General features: G+C 65.5%; 24 protein-coding genes. 9 read left to right on the top strand and 15 right to left on the bottom strand.

The annotated features are described in order from the left end of the window. Positions 1-8 precede the first annotated feature (8 nt). Positions 9-1,214, bottom strand: coding sequence for an acetyl-CoA C-acetyltransferase (locus IV113_RS00930; RefSeq protein ID WP_291079906.1), 1,206 nt, complete (start codon positions 1,212-1,214; stop codon positions 9-11). A 98-nt stretch (positions 1,215-1,312) separates the two neighbouring features. Here IV113_RS00930 and IV113_RS00925 point away from each other — a divergent pair, with 98 nt between their 5' ends. Beyond that, the gene (locus IV113_RS00925; RefSeq protein ID WP_291079904.1) at positions 1,313-2,476 is read left to right on the top strand and encodes an acyl-CoA dehydrogenase family protein; all 1,164 of its coding nucleotides are present in this window, start codon (positions 1,313-1,315) and stop codon (positions 2,474-2,476) included. Between the two features lie 24 nt (positions 2,477-2,500). Here the strand turns inward: IV113_RS00925 and IV113_RS00920 are convergent, their stop codons facing one another. Then, positions 2,501-3,508 (bottom strand): catalase family peroxidase, encoded by a 1,008-nt coding sequence (locus tag IV113_RS00920; RefSeq protein ID WP_291079902.1) that lies wholly within the window; start codon positions 3,506-3,508, stop codon positions 2,501-2,503. A gap of 189 nt (positions 3,509-3,697) precedes the next feature. Here IV113_RS00920 and IV113_RS00915 point away from each other — a divergent pair, with 189 nt between their 5' ends. Continuing rightward, entirely contained in the window at positions 3,698-4,678 is a 981-nt protein-coding gene (locus IV113_RS00915; protein WP_291079900.1) for a LysR family transcriptional regulator, read from the top strand. A 34-nt stretch (positions 4,679-4,712) separates the two neighbouring features. Here the strand turns inward: IV113_RS00915 and IV113_RS00910 are convergent, their stop codons facing one another. From IV113_RS00910 to IV113_RS00885, 6 genes are all read right to left on the bottom strand, one after another. Continuing rightward, positions 4,713-5,123 (bottom strand): hypothetical protein, encoded by a 411-nt coding sequence (locus IV113_RS00910; protein WP_291079898.1) that lies wholly within the window; start codon positions 5,121-5,123, stop codon positions 4,713-4,715. Positions 5,124-5,259: 136 nt separating this feature from the next. Further along, entirely contained in the window at positions 5,260-5,898 is a 639-nt protein-coding gene (locus IV113_RS00905) for an ABC transporter ATP-binding protein (RefSeq protein ID WP_291079896.1), read from the bottom strand. Between the two features lie 3 nt (positions 5,899-5,901). After that, the gene (locus IV113_RS00900; protein ID WP_291079894.1) at positions 5,902-6,516 is read right to left on the bottom strand and encodes a general secretion pathway protein GspB; all 615 of its coding nucleotides are present in this window, start codon (positions 6,514-6,516) and stop codon (positions 5,902-5,904) included. A 32-nt stretch (positions 6,517-6,548) separates the two neighbouring features. Beyond that, the gene (locus IV113_RS00895; RefSeq protein ID WP_363318574.1) at positions 6,549-8,156 is read right to left on the bottom strand and encodes an AAA family ATPase; all 1,608 of its coding nucleotides are present in this window, start codon (positions 8,154-8,156) and stop codon (positions 6,549-6,551) included. Between the two features lie 148 nt (positions 8,157-8,304). Beyond that, positions 8,305-8,868: a polymer-forming cytoskeletal protein gene (locus IV113_RS00890; protein WP_291079892.1), complete on the bottom strand. Its 564-nt coding sequence runs from the start codon at positions 8,866-8,868 to the stop codon at positions 8,305-8,307. 102 nt (positions 8,869-8,970) lie between these two features. Continuing rightward, positions 8,971-10,026 (bottom strand): crotonase/enoyl-CoA hydratase family protein, encoded by a 1,056-nt coding sequence (locus tag IV113_RS00885; protein WP_291079890.1) that lies wholly within the window; start codon positions 10,024-10,026, stop codon positions 8,971-8,973. On the opposite strand from IV113_RS00885, the gene IV113_RS00880 reads away from it, so the two are divergent. The 4 genes from IV113_RS00880 to IV113_RS00865 all read left to right on the top strand — a co-directional run bounded on the left by IV113_RS00880 (position 10,009) and on the right by IV113_RS00865 (position 14,628). Further along, a complete protein-coding gene (locus IV113_RS00880; protein WP_291079888.1) occupies positions 10,009-11,574 on the top strand; it encodes an FAD-dependent monooxygenase in 1,566 nt (521 codons plus the stop codon). The two genes, IV113_RS00885 and IV113_RS00880, sit on opposite strands and share 18 nt — an antisense overlap. Continuing rightward, entirely contained in the window at positions 11,571-11,768 is a 198-nt protein-coding gene (locus IV113_RS00875) for a hypothetical protein (protein WP_291079887.1), read from the top strand. The genes IV113_RS00880 and IV113_RS00875 overlap by 4 nt, the downstream gene beginning before the upstream one ends. Continuing rightward, positions 11,758-12,228: a MarR family winged helix-turn-helix transcriptional regulator gene (locus IV113_RS00870; protein ID WP_291079885.1), complete on the top strand. Its 471-nt coding sequence runs from the start codon at positions 11,758-11,760 to the stop codon at positions 12,226-12,228. Before IV113_RS00875 ends, IV113_RS00870 begins: the two co-directional genes overlap by 11 nt. 81 nt (positions 12,229-12,309) lie before the next feature. Further along, positions 12,310-14,628: a YgiQ family radical SAM protein gene (locus IV113_RS00865; RefSeq protein ID WP_291079883.1), complete on the top strand. Its 2,319-nt coding sequence runs from the start codon at positions 12,310-12,312 to the stop codon at positions 14,626-14,628. A 9-nt stretch (positions 14,629-14,637) separates the two neighbouring features. On the opposite strand, the gene IV113_RS00860 is transcribed toward IV113_RS00865, so the two are convergent. Continuing rightward, positions 14,638-15,318: a cold shock and DUF1294 domain-containing protein gene (locus tag IV113_RS00860; RefSeq protein ID WP_291079881.1), complete on the bottom strand. Its 681-nt coding sequence runs from the start codon at positions 15,316-15,318 to the stop codon at positions 14,638-14,640. A gap of 87 nt (positions 15,319-15,405) precedes the next feature. Between IV113_RS00860 and IV113_RS00855 the strand changes: the two genes are divergently transcribed. Together IV113_RS00855 and IV113_RS00850 are read left to right on the top strand one after the other, a co-directional pair. After that, positions 15,406-15,750 (top strand): hypothetical protein, encoded by a 345-nt coding sequence (locus IV113_RS00855; RefSeq protein WP_291079879.1) that lies wholly within the window; start codon positions 15,406-15,408, stop codon positions 15,748-15,750. Next, complete coding sequence (locus tag IV113_RS00850) at positions 15,747-16,343, top strand: AAA family ATPase (RefSeq protein ID WP_291079877.1); 597 nt, start codon at positions 15,747-15,749, stop codon at positions 16,341-16,343. The genes IV113_RS00855 and IV113_RS00850 overlap by 4 nt, the downstream gene beginning before the upstream one ends. Here the strand turns inward: IV113_RS00850 and IV113_RS00845 are convergent, their stop codons facing one another. Then, complete coding sequence (locus tag IV113_RS00845; RefSeq protein WP_291079875.1) at positions 16,344-17,249, bottom strand: CoA transferase; 906 nt, start codon at positions 17,247-17,249, stop codon at positions 16,344-16,346. Between the two features lie 103 nt (positions 17,250-17,352). Further along, positions 17,353-18,543, bottom strand: a complete 1,191-nt coding sequence (pobA, locus tag IV113_RS00840) for a 4-hydroxybenzoate 3-monooxygenase (RefSeq protein ID WP_291079873.1) — start codon at positions 18,541-18,543, stop codon at positions 17,353-17,355. 138 nt (positions 18,544-18,681) lie between these two features. Between pobA and IV113_RS00835 the strand changes: the two genes are divergently transcribed. Beyond that, entirely contained in the window at positions 18,682-19,464 is a 783-nt protein-coding gene (locus IV113_RS00835) for an IclR family transcriptional regulator C-terminal domain-containing protein (RefSeq protein WP_291079871.1), read from the top strand. A gap of 4 nt (positions 19,465-19,468) precedes the next feature. On the opposite strand, the gene IV113_RS00830 is transcribed toward IV113_RS00835, so the two are convergent. Genes IV113_RS00830 through IV113_RS00815 form a run of 4 tightly spaced genes read right to left on the bottom strand, consistent with a single transcriptional unit; the run spans position 19,469 to position 22,795 of the window. Further along, a complete protein-coding gene (locus tag IV113_RS00830; RefSeq protein ID WP_291079869.1) occupies positions 19,469-20,185 on the bottom strand; it encodes an ABC transporter ATP-binding protein in 717 nt (238 codons plus the stop codon). Continuing rightward, entirely contained in the window at positions 20,185-20,946 is a 762-nt protein-coding gene (locus tag IV113_RS00825; RefSeq protein WP_291079867.1) for an ABC transporter ATP-binding protein, read from the bottom strand. Before IV113_RS00825 ends, IV113_RS00830 begins: the two co-directional genes overlap by 1 nt. Beyond that, on the bottom strand, positions 20,943-21,935 hold the full coding sequence (locus tag IV113_RS00820; RefSeq protein WP_291079865.1) for a branched-chain amino acid ABC transporter permease: 993 nt from the start codon (positions 21,933-21,935) through the stop codon (positions 20,943-20,945). The genes IV113_RS00825 and IV113_RS00820 overlap by 4 nt, the downstream gene beginning before the upstream one ends. Then, positions 21,932-22,795, bottom strand: a complete 864-nt coding sequence (locus tag IV113_RS00815; RefSeq protein ID WP_291079863.1) for a branched-chain amino acid ABC transporter permease — start codon at positions 22,793-22,795, stop codon at positions 21,932-21,934. Before IV113_RS00815 ends, IV113_RS00820 begins: the two co-directional genes overlap by 4 nt. Positions 22,796-22,900 lie beyond the last annotated feature (105 nt).

The raw sequence follows: 22,900 nt of genomic DNA, 5'->3' as shown, positions 1-22,900 counted from the left end.
CGTCCTGTTCAGATTCGTTCAACGATCGTGGCAATACCCATGCCACCGCCGACACAAAGCGTGGCCAGTCCATAACGCAGCTGGCGGCGGTGCAATTCGTCCACCAGCGTGCCCAGGATCATGGCGCCGGTGGCACCGAGTGGATGGCCCATGGCGATCGCGCCGCCGTTGACGTTCACTTTTTCGTGCGGCACGCCCAGTTCCTTCATGAACTTCATGGGCACGGCGGCAAAGGCCTCGTTCACTTCAAACAGGTCGATCTGGTCGATGGTGAGGCCCGCCTTGGCCAGGGCCTTGCGCGCGGCCGGCATCGGGCCGGTGAGCATGATGGTGGGGTCTGCGCCGGAGAGCGCCACCGAGACGATGCGCGCGCGCGGCGTGAGCTTGTGCGTCTTGCCAGCGGCCTCGCTGCCGATCAGAACGGCCGTGGCGCCGTCGACGATGCCCGAGGAGTTGCCCGCGTGGTGCACATGGTCGATGCGTTCGACCTGCGGGTAGCGCTGCAGCGCCACCGAATCAAACCCCATGCCACCGAGCTGCTCGAACGCGGGCTTGAGCGCGGCCAGGCCGTCCATGGTGGTGTGCGGTTTGATGAACTCGTCTTCATCCAGGATGGTCTGGCCGAGGAAGTCGGTGACCGGCACGATCGAGCCATTGAAGTACCCCGCGGCGCGCGCCGCCGCCGCGCGCTTCTGCGATTCGAGCGCAAAGGCGTCCACGTCGTCGCGGCTGAAGCCTTCGAGTGTGGCGATCAAATCCGCGCCGATGCCTTGCGGCACGAACAGCGTGTCGCTGTTGGTTTGCGGGTCCTGCGCCCAGGCGCCGCCATCCGACCCGATGGGCACGCGGCTCATGCTCTCCACGCCGCCGGCCACCACCAGGTCTTCCCAGCCGCTGCGAACCTTCATGGCCGCCATGTTCACGGCTTCGAGGCCCGAGGCGCAGAAGCGGTTGAGCTGCACGCCCGAGCAGCGCCAGTCCCAGCCGGCCTTGAGCGCGGCCACCTTGGCGATCACCGAGCCCTGCTCACCGATGGGCGAGACCACGCCCATCACCACATCGTCCACCGCCGCGGTGTCGAAGCCGTTGCGCTGCTGCAGGTGGGTCAACACGCCGGCGAGCAAATCGATCGGCTTGACCTCGTGCAGGCTGCCGTCTTTCTTGCCCTTGCCGCGCGGGGTGCGCACGGCATCAAAAAGGAATGCTTCGCTCATGGTGTCTCCTGGGGGAAGGCGGATGCCGCGAATCAGTATAGACTTTTGCCAAGCACTTGCTTTGTCAAATTCTCGACCCCAGTCTGATAGGTGACACCATGATCGAACGCACCCTGTTCAACGCCGACCATGAGGCCTTCCGCGACAGCTTCCGCAAGTTCGTCGAGAAAGAAATCGCACCGCACCACGAGGCCTGGGAAGAGCAGGGCTTTGTGGACCGCGCGGTGTGGAGCAAGGCCGGCGAAAACGGCTTTCTGTGCATGACCTTGCCCGAGGTTTACGGCGGCTCCGAAGCCGACAAGCTGTATTCGGTGGTGCAGATGGAGGAGATCGCGCGCACCGGCTTCAGCGGCATCGGCTTCGGCCTGCACAGTGAGATCGTGGCGCCCTACATCCTGCACTACGGCACCGAGGCGCAGAAGCAGAAATACCTGCCCAAGCTGGCCAGCGGCGAGATGCTGGGTGCCATCGCGATGAGCGAGCCCGCCGCCGGCAGTGACCTCCAGGGCGTGAAGTCCACGGCCATCAAACAGCCCGATGGCAGCTACCTGCTCAACGGCAGCAAGACCTTCATCACCAACGGCTGGCACGCGGATCTGGTGATCGTGGTCGCCAAGACCGACCCGAGCGCCGGGGCCAAGGGCACGAGCCTGCTGCTGGTGGAGCGCGGCATGCCAGGCTTCGAAAAGGGCAAGCGCCTCAAGAAGCTGGGCATGAAAGCGCAGGACACCTCGGAGCTGTTCTTCGACAACGTGAAGGTGCCGGCCGAGAACCTGCTGGGCGGTGCGGCGCATGAAAACCGCGGCTTCATCTGCCTCATGGAGCAGTTGCCCTGGGAGCGGCTGCAGATCGCCATTGGCGCGGTGGCGGCCGCCCAGGCTGCGATCGACTGGACGGTGGACTACACGAAAGACCGCAAGGTGTTTGGCCAGCCGGTGGCCGCGTTCCAGAACACGCGCTACAAGCTCGCCGAGCTGCAAACCGAGGTGCAGGTGGCGCGTGTGTTCGTCGACAAATGCTGCGAACTGGTGAGCGTGGACAAGCTCGACACCGCCACCGCCAGCATGGCCAAGTACTGGTGCTCCGATCTGCAGTGCAAGGTGATGGACGAGTGTCTGCAGCTGTTCGGTGGCTATGGCTACATGTGGGAATACCCCATCACCCGAGCCTACGCCGATGCGCGCGTGCAGCGCATCTATGGCGGCACCAACGAGATCATGAAAGAGGTGATCTCTCGGGGGATGGGCTTGAGCGGGCGCTGAGCACCCGCCCGCTGCCCACCGGGTTTATTGCTTGGCCTTTTCGCTCAGGCGGCGGCCCAGTGAGATTGCGTAAGGCGCGGCGCGCGCGTTGAGCACCGGGTCGGCCGAGGGCTTGATGCCTGCGGGCAGCACCAGCGGGTTGAAGGTCATCGCGTCGCAGGCGCCACCCATGCCGTCGGCCACCTTGTCGATCACGAGCTTGCCGGCCGAGACCACCTGGCGCGCATCGGGCCAGGTCAGCGTCGGGTCGGTCAGGTTGTCACCAGCCTCGGCCAGTTGCAGGCGGAAGTCGAACGACACTGGCGCCTTGGCCACACGCTCGCGCAACTCGCCCGCCAGGAACTCGTCGCCCATGGTCTTCAACTGGTCTTCGGTCAGGCTCAGCACACCGGTCTCGGGCACGAACTGCCAGCGCGCGAAGCGGCTCTTGCCGGGCGCCGATTCAAACTCGAACGCGTTCACGCCCCAGTAGTTCACCGTGCCGTAGCTGGCCGGCACCGGCGCTTGAGCGAGGTAGGCGCCCTGGCGGGTGGTGTCGGGGTTGGCCGCGCTGAAGGCCTTGATCTTTTCGGGATCGGCCTTGCCGGTGGCCGGGTCGGCGGTGCGGGCCTGCACGAAGGGCACGAACTGTTCCGGCTTGCTCACGAAGAACACCGGTGCCGAGATGTTGGCCATCTGCCACTGCTCGCCGCCGGGCAACTGGAAAGCCAGCGCCAAACCCCGCACGGTCTTGCCCTTGTCGCTGGCCTTGGGGCTGCCGCCACCGACCGAGAAGCGTGCCACCACGGGAATTCTGTCGCCCTTGAACACCGCGGCGCGAGTGAGCTCGCGGCCGGCAGCGTTGCCGACAAAGTGGCCGCTGGCGCAGATGCCCTTGGCGCCTGAGCGGCGTGAGCCCGGTTGCGGGCCAGCAAGTCCCTCAAGGGCGTTGACTTGGGACTCGGCAAGCGACGTTTGTGCGAAGGCAGCGGGCGCCAGGAAGGAGCTGCCCAGGGCGGCAGATGCGGCAGCGGCAAGAAACAGGGGTTTCATCGTGGAGAGCCTTTCAGCGTGTGTGACAACGGTGGTGCACCTTGCAACCACCTGTGCGGTAGTCGCCGCTTCACCGTGCTCCTTACATCGATCGTCGGAAATATTTCGCACTGAATCTGCTCTCGCCAACCCATGATTTGTAGTTAAAAAGTATGATTGCTTCGGTTTTTGTACTGGGGAGGGTGGAAAGTGAAAAACGTCGACATCAAACAACTGGCGCTGTTCTGCGAACTCATCGAGAGTCAGAGCCTGACGGAGGCGGCCGCGCGCATGAACATCACGCCGTCGGCCGCCAGCCAGGCGCTCACCCGCCTGCGCAATGTGCTCAACGACGACTTGTGCGTGCGCGAAAAAAACCGATACCAGCTGACGCCCTATGCCGATGGCGCATTTGCCGTGTTCCAGCAAATGGTCGGTCTGTGGAAGGACGTGAGCAACGGCGCCTGGGCGTTTGACCCGTTGCAATGCGATGCGCACATCATCATGTCGTGCTATGACGCCTTCGGTGAAACCGAGCTGGCCGAGCTGTACCGAAGCATCCTGCGCAAGGCGCCCAGCCTGAGCCTGGACATTCACGCGCCCGCCAACGGACCTCAGGACGTGGAGGCCTTGCGCGCCGGCGATGTGGACGTGGTCTGCAGCCACTACGAGCCGCCTGGCGATGCGCGCGATCTGTATGTGGAAACCGTCAAGCACTTCGAGATCACGCACTGTTGCGTCAACGTTGACCATCCGCGCATCGGTGACGCGCTCACGCTGGATCAATACCAGGCCGAGGAGCACCTGTTGATCACCTTCCTCAAGCGCCACGGCGGGCGCCGCAGTCCCATCGACCTGGCACTTGAAGCGCGGGGTTATGCGGCACGAAGGACGACCATCGTGAACTCCTGGCACCTGTGCTCGGAGTTGCTGGGGCGCACCGACCGGCTGGTGACCACCAGCCCGCAACAGGCCCGGCACCTGGTGCGGGGTAATCCGAAGATCCGGTGCATTCCCCTGCCCACCGACTTCGACTGGCCCACCATGCCCGTCAACATGATCTGGCACCAGCGCACCCACAACAGCAAACCCCATCGGTGGATGCGCTTGCAGTTGCGCGAGTACCTCGCGAGTGGTTCGGAGGAGGGCGCGCCTGTCGCCAGCCGAGGGATCATCTCCCGCGCCCCGTGAGGCGCTTCGAATGCGCGGTTTGCAAGGGCCGTCATCACCCCAGAAGCGCATCCATCTCGCGCAGTTTTTGCACGGCGACAGGTTCACTGATCTTTCTGCACATCATGTCAAAGCACTCGAAGCGCATGTCGCGAATGGTGGCGAGTTGCGACGCTGAGATGACCTTCAGGTAGAGCCGAAGGTCGCGGCGGGACATGCCCGCGATGTGCGCACCGAACATCGATCCCAGCAGCCTCTTGAGTTGTTCGAGCCGGATGTGCTCGCACGCCAGCTGCATCGAACCGTGCTCGCTGGAGGTGATCTTTCTGAGCCATTCGCGAAAGCCGGTGTGGAGGGCGTGGTTGACCTGTCTTGCCGAGCCGGGGAGTGGATCGAAATGCGAGAAAGAGGGTTGTGCGAGCAGGCGTTGAGCGCCGCGCGGTTGGTCCTGGTGTTGCTGCGTCATGAACTTCCTCCGTTGACTGCGTTGTCGATGGGAGGAATTTAGGAGCGTGTGGCTCAGGCGTCCATTTCGAAGATAACCTTAGCGCTTTCGGAGAAATGAATAGCGAAAATCAATCGCGCAGCCCGAAAAAGCCGGATCAGGAGGCGCCGAGCGCCAGTTGGATCTTCAGCGCAAGGCCCTCGGGAGGTGCGTGGTCGGCCAGCACCCAGGCGCGATCGGTGTGCTCCGAAGCCTCCTGCAGCAACGCGTGGAGAAAGCGGATGGAGCGCATGTCCAGTGCCGCGAAAGGCTCGTCGATCAGTGTGAGGGGCGTGCCTGCCGCAAAAGCTGCGCTCAGCCACACCTTGCGTTTGCTGCCGGCCGACAGCATGTACATCGGCTTGTCGATGTGGGCATCCAGCGCGAAGCCTCGTGCGAGTTCTTGCGCGGTGTCCAGGTTGAAGCGGGGGTAGCGCGATACCAGTGTGGCGAACCACGCCTGCGCGCTGATGGCATCGAGCGCATCGCTGCGCGGCTCGGTGCGAAACACCTGCGCCCGGTAGGCATCAGCGTGCGTTTGCAGGTGGGTGTTGCGCAGCACGAAGGCCCCCCTGTCGGCGCGCAGGTCGCCTGCCAGCAGTTTCAGGAGCGTGGTCTTGCCGCTGCTTTCTTCACCGTGCACCACCGAGACGCCGGCGGGCAGCTGCAGGCTCAGGTCTTGAAACAGGGGATTGCCGGGCCAGCCGAAATGCAGGCCGGTGACTTCCAGCACGGGGACGTTGGTGGTGAATGCCATTGTTCAGTAGCCGATGCTGTAGCGCAGGCCCTGGTGGTTGAGCACGGCGTTGCGCGGGCCGATGGCCTCCAGGCGCAAACCGGGTGCGATGTCCTGGCCTTCCTGCACCACCTTGCCGTTGGCGATCAGGGTGCGCAGCGCCGGGTTTTTTGACCAGGTGGAACCGCTCACATTGACGCCGGGGAGTTGTGCACGGGCCTCGGGCGAGAGTTCGCCGAAGGTGGGAACGTCCGCGCGGACGGCGGGTTCGACGGCGGGCGGTGTGGTGGGCGGTCGAACGGGTGCGAGTATGGGCAGTGCGGGTGCGGCGGCTTGTTCGGGCGCACGCGCTGGTACCGGGGGCTCGGCCGCGAACTGGCTGGTTGTCTGGGGCGCCGCCAGCGGCGCCGGCGCGCTGATGGGCCGGGTCTGAGGCTCGCGAGGGCCAGCCGCCCACCACCAAGCCGCCACGGCGGCGAGGGTGACGATCAGTCCCACCACGGTGCGCCAGAGGCGCGGGGCTGCGGCGCGCTCGCGCGCCACCAGATGGGCCGGAACGCGCTGACTCGTGAGCCCGGGTACGCGGCCGCGATCGCGCTCGGCTTCGGCCCGTTGGAGTGCGTCGAGGATGTAAGACATGCGGTGTTGAAGTGGGAGGGCGCGGTCGGCCGTCAGGGTGGTGACGCCACGAGCCGGGGCTCGTTCACGCCGCTGGCGAGGTTCACCTGCATGAAGGTGAGCGGCCCGGCAACGCCGAGAGCGTCCACACCTCGTGATCGTTGAAACGCCTGGATACGTGCGTTGAGGTTGCTGGCTGACGTTGGAACGTGTCCATGGTCCTGCAATTCGGCGATTCGCTTGTCCAGCCAGTCGGCTGTGGGCCCCGCGCGCCCATCCACCAGTCTGCCTGCGTGACCCGGTGGTGTTCGCCACAGGGTGGCGAACTCACCCTGCCAGATGTCGTTCAGGGTCGAGAGCGGCAGTCGCCAGCGCTGCTCACCCGACTGCAGCGTGGCACTGTCGTCCGTCATGGCGGTGAGCAGGGCCCGCGCAGTGCCTTGCCCACGCAGCCGCAGAGTGAGGATGCCCGGGCGGTTGAGCTGACGCAGGCCGTGGATCGTCATGCGGTCGGTGCGATAACACTGGAGTTGGTGTTGCAAGGCAGTCGCGCAGGCTTCCCCGTCGGCAAGCGGTTGGCCCCAGAGGGGCCCGAGTTCGCGCCAGGCCAAGGCCTCGTTGTCGATGAGTGTCTCGAGGTCGGGTACGGCGTCCGACTCCATCAGGGCCGTTGCCAGCGGCGAGGCTGGTGGTTCCACAGGGGCAGGGGCGGGCACTTGCGCAGGCGCAACCACCGCAGCGACTGCGGGCGGCTCCGTGGGCTGCGCGGTGGGTCGCGTGGTTGGCCGCGTGATGCTCAACCACCAAAACAACGCGCCAGCCACCAAGGCGCCGCCCAACGCGCCCATGCCCAGCGTGCCCAGCCACGCCGGCCACCGCAGTGCGGCAAGTGCAGCGGGGCGGGCCGCGTCGCTCTCGAACACCTCGCGCGCGGCCTTGTTGACCACGGCCGCCGTCAGGTGAGACACACCACTGGCGTATGCGCCCAGCAGCGCGCGGTCGCAGAGCAGATTGATGCGCCGGGGCACGCCTCGGGCCAGCGCGTGGATGCGTGCCACAGCCTGCTTGGAAAAGGGCAGTGGCCCGCTCAGTCCAGCCACCTGCATGCGGTGCTGGATGTACTTCCGGGTCTCGGCCTTGTCGAGGGTGCCGAGATGAAAACGCGCGATCACCCGCTGGGCGAGCTGTTCCAGCTCCGGTGTGGCCAGGATGGTGCGCAACTCGGGCTGGCCGATGAGGATGATCTGCAGCAGCTTGCGTTCGTTGGTTTCCAGGTTGGTGAGCAGGCGCAACTGCTCCAGCACATGGGGTGTGAGGTTCTGGGCTTCGTCAATGATGAGCACGTTGCGCTCCCCGCGGGCGTGGCTGGCCAGCAGGTAGGCATTGAGCGGGTCGAGGTGATCCTTGATGGTGGGCGAACCGATGCCCTCGTGGGTCACATCGACCTGGAACTCGCTGCAGATGGTCTTGAGCAGGTCGTTGACGGTGAGCTTGGGGTTGAAGATGTAGGCAACCCGGCAGTTCTCGGGCAGTTGCTCCAGAAAGCAGCGGCAAACCGTGGTCTTGCCGGCGCCGATCTCGCCACTGAGCAGCACGAAACCACCATCGCCCCGAACGCCGTAGAGCAGATGCGCCAGGGCTTCCCGGTGGTGCTCGCTCATGAAGAGGTAGCGCGGGTCCGGAGCAATTGAAAACGGGCTCTGTTGGAGCCCGAAAAACTCGGCGTACATGCCCTTGAGCATACCGCCGCCCGATGCGCAGGCAAAGACAGCGGGACATCCGATCCCGTCGCCTTGCCGGCTGGCGAAATCAGGCCGCCAGGGCCATCGCGTGTTTGCTGCTGACCTTGTTGCCCGCGCCCACCGAGCACTCGATGTCGCCGGAGAGTTGGCCGCCTTCCTCGATCACCACCTTGCCGTAGCGGATGCGCCCGGTCACCTTGCCGGTGGAATAGATCACCAGCTTGTTGCGCACGGTCAGGTTGCCGTCGAACACGCCGCGGATCTCTGCGATGTCGATCTCGGCCGAGCCCTTGAATTCACCCTGCTCGGCGATCTGGATCACGCGCGAGTCCATGGTCGCCTCCACCATGCCTTCGACCACCAACGTGTCGCAATCGGTGATCTCGACGCCTTTGAGCTTGATGTTCGGGCCCACGGTGAGCTTGCTGCCGCCTTCGGGCGGCGCGCTCGCCGTGGTGGTCGTGGTGCTGGACGTCAGGTCCACGTCGGGCGTGACCTGGGATGCAGGGGTGGACTGGGCCTGGGGCTGAGCGGCAGAAGCGCCGGTGGCTTGTCCGTAGCGCGGTGTTGCCATCCCGGTGTTCAGGGGTTTGGGTTGATCGATGTCGCGTTTGCCAAAGTGCAATGCCATGCCAGCTCCTTCAAAAAGTGAAGCAGTCATGCTAAGTGCGGTGCGGCTTACATTCAGGTAGCTTCCGTAAGAGGGGTAACTAGATGAACCGTACACGCTGTTTCACTTCTCCGATGGGGAAGGCTTGCGCGATTCCATTTTGCGGATCAAGGCGCGTGCCTCGTCACCCTCCGGAATCGGTTTGCCGCTGTCGCGCCACTGCACTGCGTCCTTGAAGCCTGCTTCCTGCGCATGGCGACGGAACCACACGCCCTCGGGGTTGTGTCGCGTGATGCCGTCGAACACCGTGGCCATCATCTGGGTTTGCTCCAGGCCCGTGGTGAGCATGACCTGGTTGACCACCATCTTGTGCATGGCCAGATGCGAACGCGGCACACCGGCGATGCGTTCGGCCAGCGCCATGGTGACCGCTTCCAGTCGGTCCGATGGCACCGCCTCGTTGGCCAGGCCCCAGGCGGCGGCGGTGCGGCCGTCGATCACATTGCCGGTGAACATCATTTCCTTGGCGCGCATGGCGCCCAGCCGGTAGGTCCACATGGCCGTGGTGGGGCATCCCCACACGCGGGTGGGCATGTAGCCAATGCGTGCGTCATCGGCCATCACCAGGAGGTCGCAGCACAGCGCGATGTCGCTGCCACCGGCTACTGCCGCACCATGTACCTTGGCGATGGTGGGCTTGGGGCTGCGCCACAGGCTCATGAAGTCCTCGGTGTTGCGCTTCATGTAGGCGTAGTCGACCATCGGGTCCCAGGGTGAGCGCTCCTGCTGGCAGGGGTGATCGATCTCGCCTTCGCCGAACTGCGAGAGGTCGTAGCCACCGCAGAAGCCCTTGCCGGCACCTTCCACCACGATCACGTGCACCTCGTCGTCCGCGTTGGCCCAGTCCACCGCTGCGCGGATCTCGCGCGGCATCTCGTCGTTGATGGCATTGAGCCGCTCCGGGCGGTTGAGCAGCAGGCGGGCCACGCGGGGCTGGTTGGCGTCCTTGTCGATGCGCAGAGTGGTGTAGGTGGGCATGTCGTGTCTCCTGGTTGTTTTTTTGATGATAGCCAGTGGCGTTTTCGACAGTTTGAATAAAGGTTGCGCGCACAACCAATTGGTAATACAGTTGCGCACGCAACCAAAATGATGCCATCTCCCATGACCTTGCCTTCCCATGTTCCCGTGTTGATCGCCGGCGGTGGTCCCGTCGGTCTCACCCTGTCCGCCTTGTTGTCTGCCCAGGGCATTGCCAACCTCGTGATCGAGGACGACGAGGGCTACTGCAGCGGCAGCCGCGCCATCTGCATGTCGCGCCGTTCGCAGGAGATCCTGGGTTGGGTGGGTGCCGACAAGGCGCTGGTCGCCAAGGGGCTGAGCTGGGTGGGCGGGCGCAGCTACTGGCGTCACAACGAAGTGCTGCATTTCCAGATGCCGAGCGAGCCAACGCAGCGCTTTGCACCCATGGTGAACATCCAGCAGTTCTACGTGGAAGAGTTTGCGCACCGGGCGGCGCAAGCCACCGCTGAACCGGCACAGGTGCAATGGGCCAGCCGCGTGACCGGTGTGAGACCCCAGGCCGGCGGGGTTGAAGTGGAGGTGAGCACGCCCCAGGGGCGGCAGACCGTCCGCTCCGACTGGTTGGTGGCCTGTGACGGTGGCCGCAGCACGGTGCGCGAGCAGCTCGGCCTGCAACTCGAAGGCACGCAGTACGACGGCAAGTACGTGATCGTTGACATCGTTCAGAAGACGCGGCGCGCGGTGGAGCGCCTGGCCTGGTTCGACCCACCGTCCAACCCCGGCTCCACCATCCTCATGCACCGCCAGCCCGACGACGTCTGGCGCATCGACTACCAGATCCGCGACGACGAGGATCCGCTGGAAGCGGTGAAACCCGAGAACGTGTTGCCGCGCGTGCAGAGCCACCTGGCCATGATCGGCGAAGACGAGCCCTGGGAGCCGCTGTGGATTTCGATCTACAACGCCAAGTGTTTGACGCTGCCCAGCTACCGGCATGGGCGCGTGATGTTTGCGGGTGACGCGGCGCATCTGGTGCCCATCTTCGGCGTGCGCGGCCTCAATTCGGGGCTGGACGACGCCGGCAACCTGGCCTGGAAACTCGCCCGGGTGGTGCGGGGCCAATCGCCTGAAGCGTTGCTGGACTCGTACTCCATCGAGCGCGTTCACGCCGCGCGCGAGAACATCGCCTATGGCGCCAAGAGCACCGAATTCATGGCGCCGCCCAACTTCGCCTACCGGCTCATGCGCGAGGCCACGCTGCGGCTGGCTGAGGGCGATGCGCAGGTGCGATCGCTCATCAACCCGCGCCAGTCCACGCCCATCACCTACGTGGGCTCGCCGTTGAATGCCGGCGCGACCGGCGGCTGGAGCCACGACATGGCCGCGCCGGGTGCCCCGGCACCGGAAGCCTTGCTGCAGGACGGGCGGGGTGCCTTTCACCTCAGCAGCCGTTTCGGACGGGATTTCCTCGTGCTCGCGTTGGGTCCCGGGGGGCAGCAAACGCCGGCCTTGCCTGACCTGGAGCTGCTGAGCATCCATCCGGACATGGATATCCACGGACAGGCCTGGCAACGCTACGGTCTGCCTGGGGCACAGGACAAAGCCCTGGTGCTCGTGCGGCCCGACGGTTATGTGATGGGCCGGTGGCACGGACACGACCCAACGCCCGTATTCCAGGCCCTCGCTACCACAGGAGTGCTCTCATGACCGACGCCGATCTGGACCGCAGCTACAGCGCCCTGTGCGAAACCCTTACCCGCGTGGGAGAAGACAAGGCCCCGCTGTTCCTTTCCATGCTGTGCCTCTCGCTGATCAGCCACCTGCAGCAGGCCGAAGACGTGCTGCCCTTGTTGGTCCACGCCGAGCGCCAGTGCGCGCCAGGAGCCGGTGATGGCCACTGACACCACCCCGCCTGCGTTGCAGGACTTCCTGACCTACCGGCTGCACCGGCTCGCCAAACTCACCGACCGACAAAGCATCGACGCCTACGCCCAGGTCTTCGGGTTGGGGGTGGGCGAGGCGCGGTGTCTGGCCGCCATCGGGCAGTTCGCCCCGCTGTCGGTGAAAGATCTCGCGGCCCGGGCCAACCTGGACAAGGCCCAGGCCAGCCGCGCCGCGCAGATGCTGGTGGACCGCGCTCTGGTGTTGAAGTCGGCCAGCGAAACCGATGCGCGCGGCGTGGTGCTCACGCTCACGCGCACCGGCCGGCCGTTGTGGAAGCGGGTGATGCGGCTGATCGAGCAGCGCAACGCGGACATATTTGGTTGCCTCACCAGCACCGAGCAGCGCCAATTGGAGGGCCTGTTCGACCGCCTGATTGCCCACGCGGACGACCGTCTGGGGGGCGGAGGAGCCCAGTAGCCCTGCAAACCCCTGAAATCAGAGGTAACCCGTAAAATCGAGGGTTTTCCACCCACCCGCGCTCCGGGTCCGTGTCACCCCATGAACGCCCCCATCGACGTCTCCTTCTTCGCGCGCGCCGCGAAGCCGATCACCAGCTACCGGCCGTACTGGGCCAAGCGGTTCGGCGTGGCCCCAACGCTGCCGATGAGCCGCGCCGAGATGGAGAAGCTCGGCTGGGACAGCTGCGACATCATTCTGGTGACCGGTGATGCCTATGTGGACCACCCCAGCTTCGGCATGGCCGTGGTCGGGCGTGTGCTGGAAGCGCAGGGCTTTCGGGTGGGCATCATCGCCCAGCCCGACTGGCAAAGCGCCGAGGCCTTCAAGGCCCTGGGCAAGCCCAACCTGTTCTGGGGCGTGACCGCCGGGAACATGGATTCGATGATCAACCGCTACACCGCGGACCGCAAGATCCGCAGCGACGACGCCTACACACCGGGCGACGTGGGCGGCAAACGGCCCGACCGCGCGGCCATCGTCTACAGCCAGCGCTGCCGCGAAGCCTTCAAGGAGGTGCCCATCGTGCTCGGCGGCATCGAAGGCAGCCTGCGCCGCATTGCCCACTACGACTACTGGAGCGACAAGGTGCGCCGCTCGATCGTGGTGGACAGCAAGTGCGACCTGCTGCTCTACGGCAACGCCGAGCGCGCGCTGGTCGAGGTGGCGCACCGCATCGCGGCGCGCGAGCCGATCGAACACATCACCGATGTGCGCGGCACCGCTTTCGTGCGCCGCCCGCACGATCCCACGGCCGAGGGCTGGATCGAGATCGATTCGACCGAGGTCGACATGCCGGGCCGGGTGGAAGACCACATCAACCCCTACCTGACCACGAGCGAGCAGGCCCAGGCACAGGGGGCAACCTGTTCGAAGGAAGAGGGCGATGCCGAGCCAGCGGCGGCCAACCCAGCCATCCAGCCGCTGAAGTTCATGCCCAACCCCGCCCTGCAAAGCAAACGCAAACCACCGGCACGCGACCGCAGCGTGATCCGCTTGCCCAGCTACGAGCAGGTCAAGAGCGACGCCGTGCTGTATGCCCATGCCAACCGCGTGCTGCATCTGGAAACCAACCCGGGCAACGCCCGCGCGCTGGTGCAGGCGCATGGCGAAGGCGCGACCTCCCGCGATGTGTGGATCAACCCGCCGCCGATCCCGCTGACCACGGCCGAGATGGATTTCGTGTTTGATTTGCCGTATGCGCGCAGCCCGCATCCCGTCTACGCCGACGAACACGGCAAGCACGATGGCGCGACCAAGATCCCGGCCTGGGAAATGATCCGCTTCAGCGTGAACATCATGCGCGGCTGCTTCGGCGGCTGCACCTTCTGCTCGATCACCGAGCACGAGGGCCGCATCATCCAGAGCCGCTCGGAAGAATCCATCATCAAGGAAGTGGAAGACATCCGCGACAAGGTGGAAGGTTTCACCGGCGTGGTGTCCGACCTCGGCGGCCCCACGGCCAACATGTACCGCCTGGGCTGCAAGACGCCCGAGATCGAAGCGGCGTGCCGCAAGCCCAGCTGCGTCTACCCCGGCATCTGCTCCAACCTCACCACCGACCACGGCCCGCTGATCAAGATCTACAAGCGGGCACGCGAACTGCGCGGCATCAAGAAGGTGCTGATCGGTTCCGGCCTGCGCTACGACCTCGCCATCAAGAGCCCGGAGTACGTGAAGGAACTGGTGCAGCACCACGTGGGTGGTTACTTGAAGATCGCGCCCGAGCACACCGAGGGCGGCCCGCTGTCCAAGATGATGAAGCCGGGCATCGGCAGCTACGACAAGTTCAAGCAGCTGTTCGAGAAGTACAGCGAAGAAGCCGGCAAGAAGCAGTACCTCATTCCGTACTTCATTGCCGCCCACCCAGGCACCAGCGACGAAGACATGATGAACCTGGCGATCTGGCTCAAGAAGAGCGGGTTCCGTGCCGACCAGGTGCAGACCTTCTACCCCAGCCCCATGGCCACGGCCACGGCGATGTACCACACCAACCTGAACCCGCTCAAGGGCATCAGCCGAGACGCGCAGCGCGCCGAGCGGGTGGACATCGTGCGCGGCGACAAGCGCCGCCGCCTGCACAAGGCCTTCCTGCGTTACCACGATTCGAACAACTGGCCGCTGCTGCGCGAGGCGCTGAAAACCATGGGCCGCGCGGATTTGATCGGCAACGGCAAGCATCACCTGATCCCCACCTTCCAGCCGATGACGGATGGCAGTTACCAGAGTGCGCGCCGCAAGAACAGCACGCCCGTGGGCAAGGCGGTGCAACCCGTTGCGGGCCGCCTGCTCACGCAGCACACCGGCTTGCCGCCGCGTGTCACGGGTTCCGCGCCCGGCCCCAAGCGCAAGCCGCGCTGATCGCTGGCCTCATCCCGCGAAAGCTGGCCAGGCAATCCAGCCAAGCAGGGCTGAGGTGTTTACCGCCACGGTGATCCAGTAGTACATCCGAAACGGCTGCTTGCTCGTCTTGTGGCGCAGGATCTGCTGCGCAAACCAGGCGCCCGGCCAGCCGCCCACCAGCGCCAGCGCGTGCAGCTGGTCTTCGGGCGTGCGCTGGGTTTCGCTGATCGCGGCGTCCTTGTCGCGCCAGTACATGTAGAAGGTGCCCAGGTTGATCAACACCACTGCGGTGAGGATCACCCACGGAAAGCGGCCCAGCCCGATGCCCACCAGCCACAGCAGCAACCAGAAGGCGATCAGCCCCAGGCCGATCCACAGCGGCAGCTCTTCGCGGCGCTTCTTGCGCGCAGAGGGAGATCGTCTGGCGGGCGCGGTGCGAGGCAACAACTCGGCCTCGGGCGGCACGACCGCCTTGGGCGTCTCGAACGGCGCTTTCACCTCGTTGCGCAGCGGCTCCACCGACAGGGCGCGTGGCCCCTTGCCACCCACATGGATTTCCTGGAACGTGACCGGCAGGCCTTCGCTGGGCGGCTGGTGACCGCTGAAATCCCGCATGTGGAAAAAGATGTCGGCAACGGTCTGTTCGCTGCGGATGAAGCCGAACGCCTTGGCTGGATCCCAGCGCACCACGATTCCCTGTTTTCGCATGATGTTGAGTGATGGGTCGATGGACGGAGAGGGTGGCTTGCCATGCTGTCCCGAATGGCGCAAAATGCGCCAAACAGGAGATGTTTCATGTCCGCCACCGCTTCCGCATTTTCCTCTGTCAAGTTGCCCGCCGGGCTGGTTCAGCAGGCGCGTGAGGCTGCGCAGCCACAGCGGCGCTCGGTCGCCGGGCAAATCGAGTACTGGGCCACGCTCGGGCGCATTGCCGAAGAAACCGGCCTCACGGTGCAGGAAGCCCGCGAGGCCATTGCCCGCTACGACGCGGCTGCGCGGCACGCGGTGCCGGCCGATCCGCTGGACGCCATCGAAGCCCGCTTTCTCGCCGCCGAATCCAGCGGCCGTCTGGCCCAGGCCGTGCGCCAGACCGTGCAGGACAACCGCAGCAAGGCACCCGCCGCCCGCCGCGCTGCGTGACGCCACCGGTTTTTTACCTGCTGGCCGGGCCCAACGGAGCCGGCAAATCCACGCTGTATCGCGCCGCCGTGACAGAGGGGCTGATCCCGACCCAACTGGAATTCGTCAACGCCGACCTGTTTGAGGCGACCCACCTGGCGCAGGTGATCGACCCGAAAGCGCGCTCCGAACAGGCCAGAGCATGGGCAGACCAGCGCCGCGCCACGCTGCTGGCCGCGGGCCACTCGTTCGTGAGCGAAACCGTGTTTTCCCACCCCTCCAAACTGCAACTCATGGGCGCTGCCCGGGCCGCGGGGTTTCGCACGGTGCTGCTGGTGGTGTGCGTGGACGATGCGCAGCAACTCGTGCGCCGTGTGGCCCAGCGGGTGCGCGAAGGCGGCCACGCCGTGCCACCCGACCGAATATTGGCGCGCTACCCGCGCACCCTGGGGCATTTGAAGGACGCCGTGCGCCTGGCCGACCTGGCCTTGCTCTACGACACCTCGGGCACCGCCATCCAGCCGCCACGGCTGGTGGCTCGCTGCCGCCGAGGCTTGCCGCCCGTGATTCCGGCCAAGCTGCCAGCGTGGGCCGCCGCCGTGCTGGCGGCTTGATCAGGTGGCCAGCGTGTGCAGCGGAATGTCTTTCGCCACCGACAACTGATCGAGCTGCTTGCGCGTCATGCCTTTGAGGAAGGTGGCGATGGCCGCGTGGGTGTCGGGCTTGAACAGTGTGCGCATGTCACTCGCCGACAGGCCGGCTGCGCTGCACAGCGCGGCCGCGAAATGCGGTTCCAGCGCAGCCACAGCCACGCGGCCGTCCTTGCAGGGATACACGCGGTAACCCGCGTGCGCACCGCCCACCGCGCCGGTGGGTTGCGTCAGGCCCCAGGTGCGGGGCAGGGCGAGCCAGGCTGCGGCATCCGACAAGGCCACCTCCTGAAACACGCCCTTGCCGGTGGACTTCTGCACCATCACCGCCTTGAGCGCCGCTTCGCTGGCCATGAGGGCGCCGCCCATGTCGGCAAACAGGGTCGCGGGCAGCTCCAGGCCGGGCACCAGGCCGGCATCGGCGAGGTAGGTGAGGTCGTGGCCGGGTTCTTCCGCGCGCTCACCCGGTGCACCCACGATGGCCACCACGCTGAGCACCGGGTATTGCTTGTGCAACGCCTTCCACCCCAGGTTGAGCTTGGTCAGTGCGGAAGGGCGGAACGAGGTGAGCAGCAGGTCGGTGCGCGCCAGGGCCTTGTGCAGCGTGGCCTGGCCCTTCTCGGTCTTGAGGTCGATGGTGATGGTCTTGATGCCGTCGTGCAGCGTGGCGTAGGCCTTGGGGTTGTACTGGCCCATGGGGTCGCCGCTTGATGCGCTCTTGGGCACGGGCGGTTCGGCCTTGAGGCATGTAGCACCCATCGCTTTCAGGCGCATGAGCGCGGCCGGCCCCGGCAGGTTGAGCGCAAGGCTGAGCACGCGCACGCCGCGCAGGGGTTTGAGAGCAGGGGCAGGGCGGGTGGTGGCGGTCATGGGCGCGTCGGGTGGGTGAGGTCGCTGCAATGTACCGCCGCAGGGGCCATCCGAAACGCAAACGGGCGACAGCGTCGCCCGTCCCCATCGAGTCGACCCGATGTCAACGCCGCCCGAAGTCCAGCGGCAGGCCGACGTAGTTCTCGGCCAGTGAGCGCGACAGGGCTTCGGAATTCACCAGGTAGTCAAGCTCGGCCTCCTGCACCTTCTGGCCGAAGCCTGCGGTGTCGGGGAACTGGTGCATCAGCGAGGTGAGCCACCACGAGAATCGTTCGGCACGCCACACGCGCGCCAGGGCCTGCTGCGAGTAGTTGTCGATGCCGGCGTTGCTCTTGTCGAGGTAGTGGTCGATGAAGGCGCTGGAGAGGTACTTCACGTCGCTGGCCGCCAGGTTCAGACCCTTGGCGCCGGTGGGCGGCACGATGTGCGCCGCGTCGCCTGCGAGGAACAAACGTCCGAAACGCATGGGCTCGGCCACGAAGCTGCGCAGCGGCGCAATGCTCTTCTCGATGCTGGGGCCGGTGATCATGCGTTCGGCCATTTCGGGGTCCAGCCGGCGACGCAGTTCGTCCCAGAAGCGGTCGTCGCTCCAGGCCTCGACCTTGTCGTCGATGGGGCACTGCACGTAGTAGCGGCTGCGCGTGAGGCTGCGCATGGAACACAGGCCGAAACCGCGCTCGCTGTTGGCGTAGACGATGGCGTGGGTGGACACCGGCGGCACGTCGGCCAGCACCCCGAGCCAGCCGAAGGGGTAGACCTTCTCGTACTCGGTGATGGCGCCCTTGGGCACGCTGGCGCGGCACACGCCGTGAAAGCCGTCGCAGCCGGCGATGAAGTCGCAAGCCAGCTCGTGGGTCTGACCATCTTTCTCAAAGCGCACCACCGGGTGGTCGCTGTCGTAGTCGTTCACCGTCACGTTGGCTGCGCTGTAGATGGTGGGCAGGCCGGCGGCGCTGCGCGCGTCCATCAGGTCGCGGGTCACCTCGGTCTGGCCGTAAGCCGTGACCACCTTGCCGCCGGTGAGGCCGTGCACGTCGATCGCGTGGCGGACGTTGGCAAACACCAGCTCGATGCTGTGGTGCACCGTGCCCTCGGCCTTCACGCGCTCGCCCACGCCCACCTCGGTCAGCAGGTCCACCGTGATCTGCTCCAGGATGCCGGCGCGGATGCGGCCCAGCACGTAGTCGCCGCTCTGCCGCTCGATGATGATGTTGTCGATGCCGGCCTTGTGCAGCAACTGACCGAGCAGCAGGCCCGATGGGCCGGCGCCGATGATGGCGACCTGGGTTCGCATGTCTTGTCTCCTGATGGGAATCGCCAAGCGTAGGAACCTCGTGCCTGCAACACAATCACACACCCTCGAGCTTGCGCGATGATCGGACAGCTTGTGCGATCACCGCGCAATAAGGGTTGCCCGGCGCATAATCCGCCCATGAACGCACCCGAGCACGCAATAGCCAAGGCAGATTTCATCGAAGGCATGGCCAAAGGCATGGCGGTGCTGGAAAGCTTCGATACCCAGCGCCAGCGGCTCAACGCCACGCAGGCGGCCGAACGCGCCGGCCTCACGCGCGCGGCGGCCCGGCGCCACCTGCTCACCCTGGCGCACCTGGGGTATCTCGACACCGATGGCAGCCACTACTGGCTCTCGGCCAAGGTGCTGCGGTTCTCCGGGAGCTACCTGGCCTCGGCCCGTCTGCCGCGGCTGCTGCAGCCCACGTTGAACCGACTCGCGGCCCTGACGCGAGACTCCTTTTCGGCGGCCGTGCTCGACGGTGACGAGGTGGTGATCGTTGCGCGCAACGTGTCCATCGGCGGGCAACGGCTCATGGCCTATGGGCTGCACCTGGGTGCGCGGCTGCCCGCGCATGCCACGTCCACCGGCCGGGTGCTGCTCGCGGCCATGCCGAGATCCGAGTTCGCGACCTGGCTCAAAGGCCGCGAACTGCCCCGGTTGACGCCGCACACCGCGGTCGACCACAAAGCGTTCAAGGCCGTCATTGCTCAGGTGCGCAGCAACGACGTGTCGATCGCACGCGAGGAGCACGAGCTGGGGGTGTTTGCGCTGGCGGTGCCGCTGCGCAACATGCAGGGCAAGGCGGTGGCTGCGCTGAACGTGGTGTCGTCCGCCGAGCGCATGGATTCGCCGCAGTTCCAGCGCGACATGTTGCCGTTGCTGCAGGATGCCGCGCGCGAGCTGCGGCCGCTGCTTTAAGCGCTCAGACGCCCAGGTGCTGTTCCAGCAGACCGGGCTGAGAGAGCAGTTCCTCGGAGCTGCCTTCGAACACCACTTCGCCCTTGACCAGGATCACGTTGCGGTCGGTGATCTGGGTCACGTGTTTCCAGTTCTTGTCCACGATGATGCTGCTGATGCCGCTTTCGCGGATCAAGCCGCAGATGCGCCAGATCTCGCGCGCGATCAGGGGCGCCAGGCCTTCGGTGGCTTCGTCGAGAATCAGCAGGTCGGGGTTGGTCATGAGCGCACGGCCGATGGTGAGCATCTGCTGTTCGCCGCCGCTGAGTTGCTGCCCGCCGTGGTTCAGGCGTTCGGCCAGGCGCGGGAAGGTTTCCAGCACGCGGTCGTAGGTCCAGTCGCGCTGGCCTTTGGTTCCGGCGCGGGCAGACATCACCAGGTTTTCCCTCACGCTCAGGTTGCCGAAAATGCCGCGACCTTCGGGCACGTAGGCCAGGCCGAGGCGGGCGATCTCGAAGGTGGGTGCACCGGTCATGTCGCGACCCTTCACGTGCACCTTGCCGCCACTGGGTTTGACGATGCCCATGATGGATTTGAGCAACGTGGACTTGCCCATGCCGTTGCGGCCCATCAGACCGATGGTCTGGCCTTGGCCCACCGTGAAGTCGATGCCGCGCAGGATGTGGCTGGCGCCGTAGTGGGTGTTCAGGCCCTTCGCTTCGATCAATACGGTTGTGCTCATCAGTGTTCCTCGCCCAGATAGGCGGCCTGTACCGATGCATCAGCCCGCACCTCGGTCGGTGTGCCGCTGGCGATCACCTGGCCATTCACCATCACGGTGAGCTGGTCGGCCAGGGTGAAGACGGCATCCATGTCGTGTTCCACCAGCATCATCGCGTGGTCTTTCTTCAGGCGCAGCAACAGCGCCACCATGCTCTCGGCCTCGGCCTGGCCCATGCCGGCCAGGGGCTCGTCGAGCAGCAGCACGGTGGGTTCGGTGGCCAGGGTCATGGCGATTTCCAGCTGGCGCTGCTCGCCGTGGCTGGTGGTGCCGGCCACCACGTTGGCGCGTGCTGTGAGGCCGGCGAGTTCCAGCGCACGTTCGCAGCGCTGGTTCACCGCACCCATGGCGCTGGCCGATGACACCCAGCGCAGCACGTTCCACGGCGCGTGCCGTTCGCGCGATTGCGCGGCCAGGCGCACGTTGTCCCACACGGTGAAGGGCAGGAAGATGTTGGTCTTCTGGTAGCTGCGTCCCAGCCCCAGGCGCGAGATTTTTTCGGGGCTCTTGCCGGCGGTCTCGGTGCCGTTGAGCGAGATGCGGCCCGAGGTGGGCGGCAGGTCACCCGAGAGCAGGTTGGTCAGGGTGGACTTGCCCGCGCCGTTGGGGCCGATCACGGCGTGAATGCGGTCGCGGTGCAGATCCACCGACACGTCGTTGACGGCGGCCAGTCCGCCGAAGCGTTTGGTGAGGTTGCGGGCGCTGAGGATGAGTTCGCTCATGGCGCCTCCCGCTTCTTCGACAACTGCCCAACCAGACCGAGCAGGCCGCGCGGCGCGAACACCACCACCAACACGATGAAGCTGCCCATGAGCAGTTGCCAGTGTTTGGTGAGGTCCTTGAAGAAGTGCATCACGTACTCGAATGCAAAGGCCCCCACGATGGCACCGGCGAAGTTGCCCATGCCGCCGAGGATGACCATCATGATGGCGTGTGCGCTCATGTGAAAACCCATGAGCTCGGGGTTCACGTAGCCCGTTTGCGCGGCCCACAGGAAGCCCGCCACACCGGCCAGCGCACCGGCCAGCGTGAAGGCCGCGAGCTTGTAGCCAAAGGTGCCATAGCCCACCGCGCGCATGCGGTGCTCGTTCACGCGGATGCCGGCGAGCACGCGGCCGAAGGGCGAGAACAGCAGGCGGCGCAGGAAGGCATAGACCAGCACGAGCAGCAGCAGCGTGAAGTAATAGAAGGTGGTTTTGTTTTCCAGGTCGATGCCGGTCCAGCCGAATACCGAGGCGGTGGGCCGGAAGTTCACGTACACGCCGTCCGATCCACCGAGCACCTTGTTGTCGAAGAACAGGAAGAACACCATCTGCGCGAACGCCATGGTGACCATGATGAAGTAGATGCCGTGCGTGCGCACCACGAAGAAGCCGATGATGAGCGCCGCCAGGCCCGCGCCCAGCGCAGATGCAGGCAGGGCCCACCACAGGCTGATGGGCGTGTCGGCCGGCGTGAGGAAGGCCAGCGCATAACCGGCCAGACCAAAGTAGGCTGCGTGGCCGAGCGACACCAGGCCGCTCACGCCCTGCAGCAGATCGAGGCTCATGGCGAAGATCGCCAGGATCATCATCTGCGAGAGCATCTGCAGGTAGAAGTCGACCCCAGTCAGCGGCATGAGCGGAAACGCGGCGAGCGCGATGGCGCCCAGCACCAAAATGGCCTGGATGCTGCGCGGCAGCTTTTCGAGTTGGGCTTTGGGGGAGCTCATTGTTTGAAGAGCCCTTCGGGCTTGTAGAGCAGCACCGCCGCCATCAGCATGTAAACCGCCATGCCAGCGATCTGTGGCACCAGCACCTTGCCGAACGTGTCCACCAGGCCCACGAGCAGTGCCGCGACGAGGGCGCCGCGCACCGAACCGATACCACCGATAACGACGACCACGAAACACATGATCAGCACCGAGTTGCCCATGCCCGGGTAGACGCTTGCAATGGGCGAGGCGATCATGCCGGCGATGGCGGCCAATGCCACGCCCAGGGCGAACACCACGCCGTGGATGAGGCGGATGTTGATGCCCAGCGACTCGGTCATCTCGCGGTTGAACGCCCCGGCTCGGATCTTCATGCCCAGACGCGTCTTGGAGATCAGCAGATACAGGCCGAGTGCCAGCGCAATGCACACGCCCGACATCACCAGCCGGTACACCGGGTACGAGAGGTTCTCGGTCAGCGGGATCGACCAGTTCAGCACCTCGGGCACTTGCACCGCGTGCACGTCATCGCCCCAGAGGATGGAGCGCACCTCTTCAAAGATGTAGATCAGGCCGAAGGTGAGCAGCACCTGGTCGAGGTGGTCGCGGTGGTAGAAGTGCCGGAACAGGGTCCATTCCAGCAGCCAGCCCAGCGCCACGGCGATCACTGTGCCCAGCACGATGGCCAGCACCAGACTGTCCAACTGGCCCACCAGGAACCACGCGAGGTAGGCGCCCAGCATGTAGAAGCTGCCGTGTGCGAGGTTGACCACACCCATGATCCCGAAGATCAGCGTGAGGCCCGCGGCCAGCATGAACAGCAACAGGCCGTATTGCAGGCTGTTGAGCAGCTGGATGAGGAAGTTGGCGAAATCCATGGGCGAGCAGGTGGGTCGTGGGATCTTGAAAGCGTGCAAAAAACAGGCCAGCGCCCGTGAGGCGCCGGCCCTGGGTGCGACCCGCCCGGATCGGGCGCAGGTCCG

It is taken from the genome of Hydrogenophaga sp., from assembly GCF_018780385.1.
In the GTDB taxonomy this organism is placed as follows: Bacteria; Pseudomonadota; Gammaproteobacteria; order Burkholderiales; family Burkholderiaceae_C; genus Hydrogenophaga.
The sequence above is the reverse complement of the archived record's forward strand: the minus strand, read 5'-3'. Positions and strand labels throughout refer to the sequence as shown.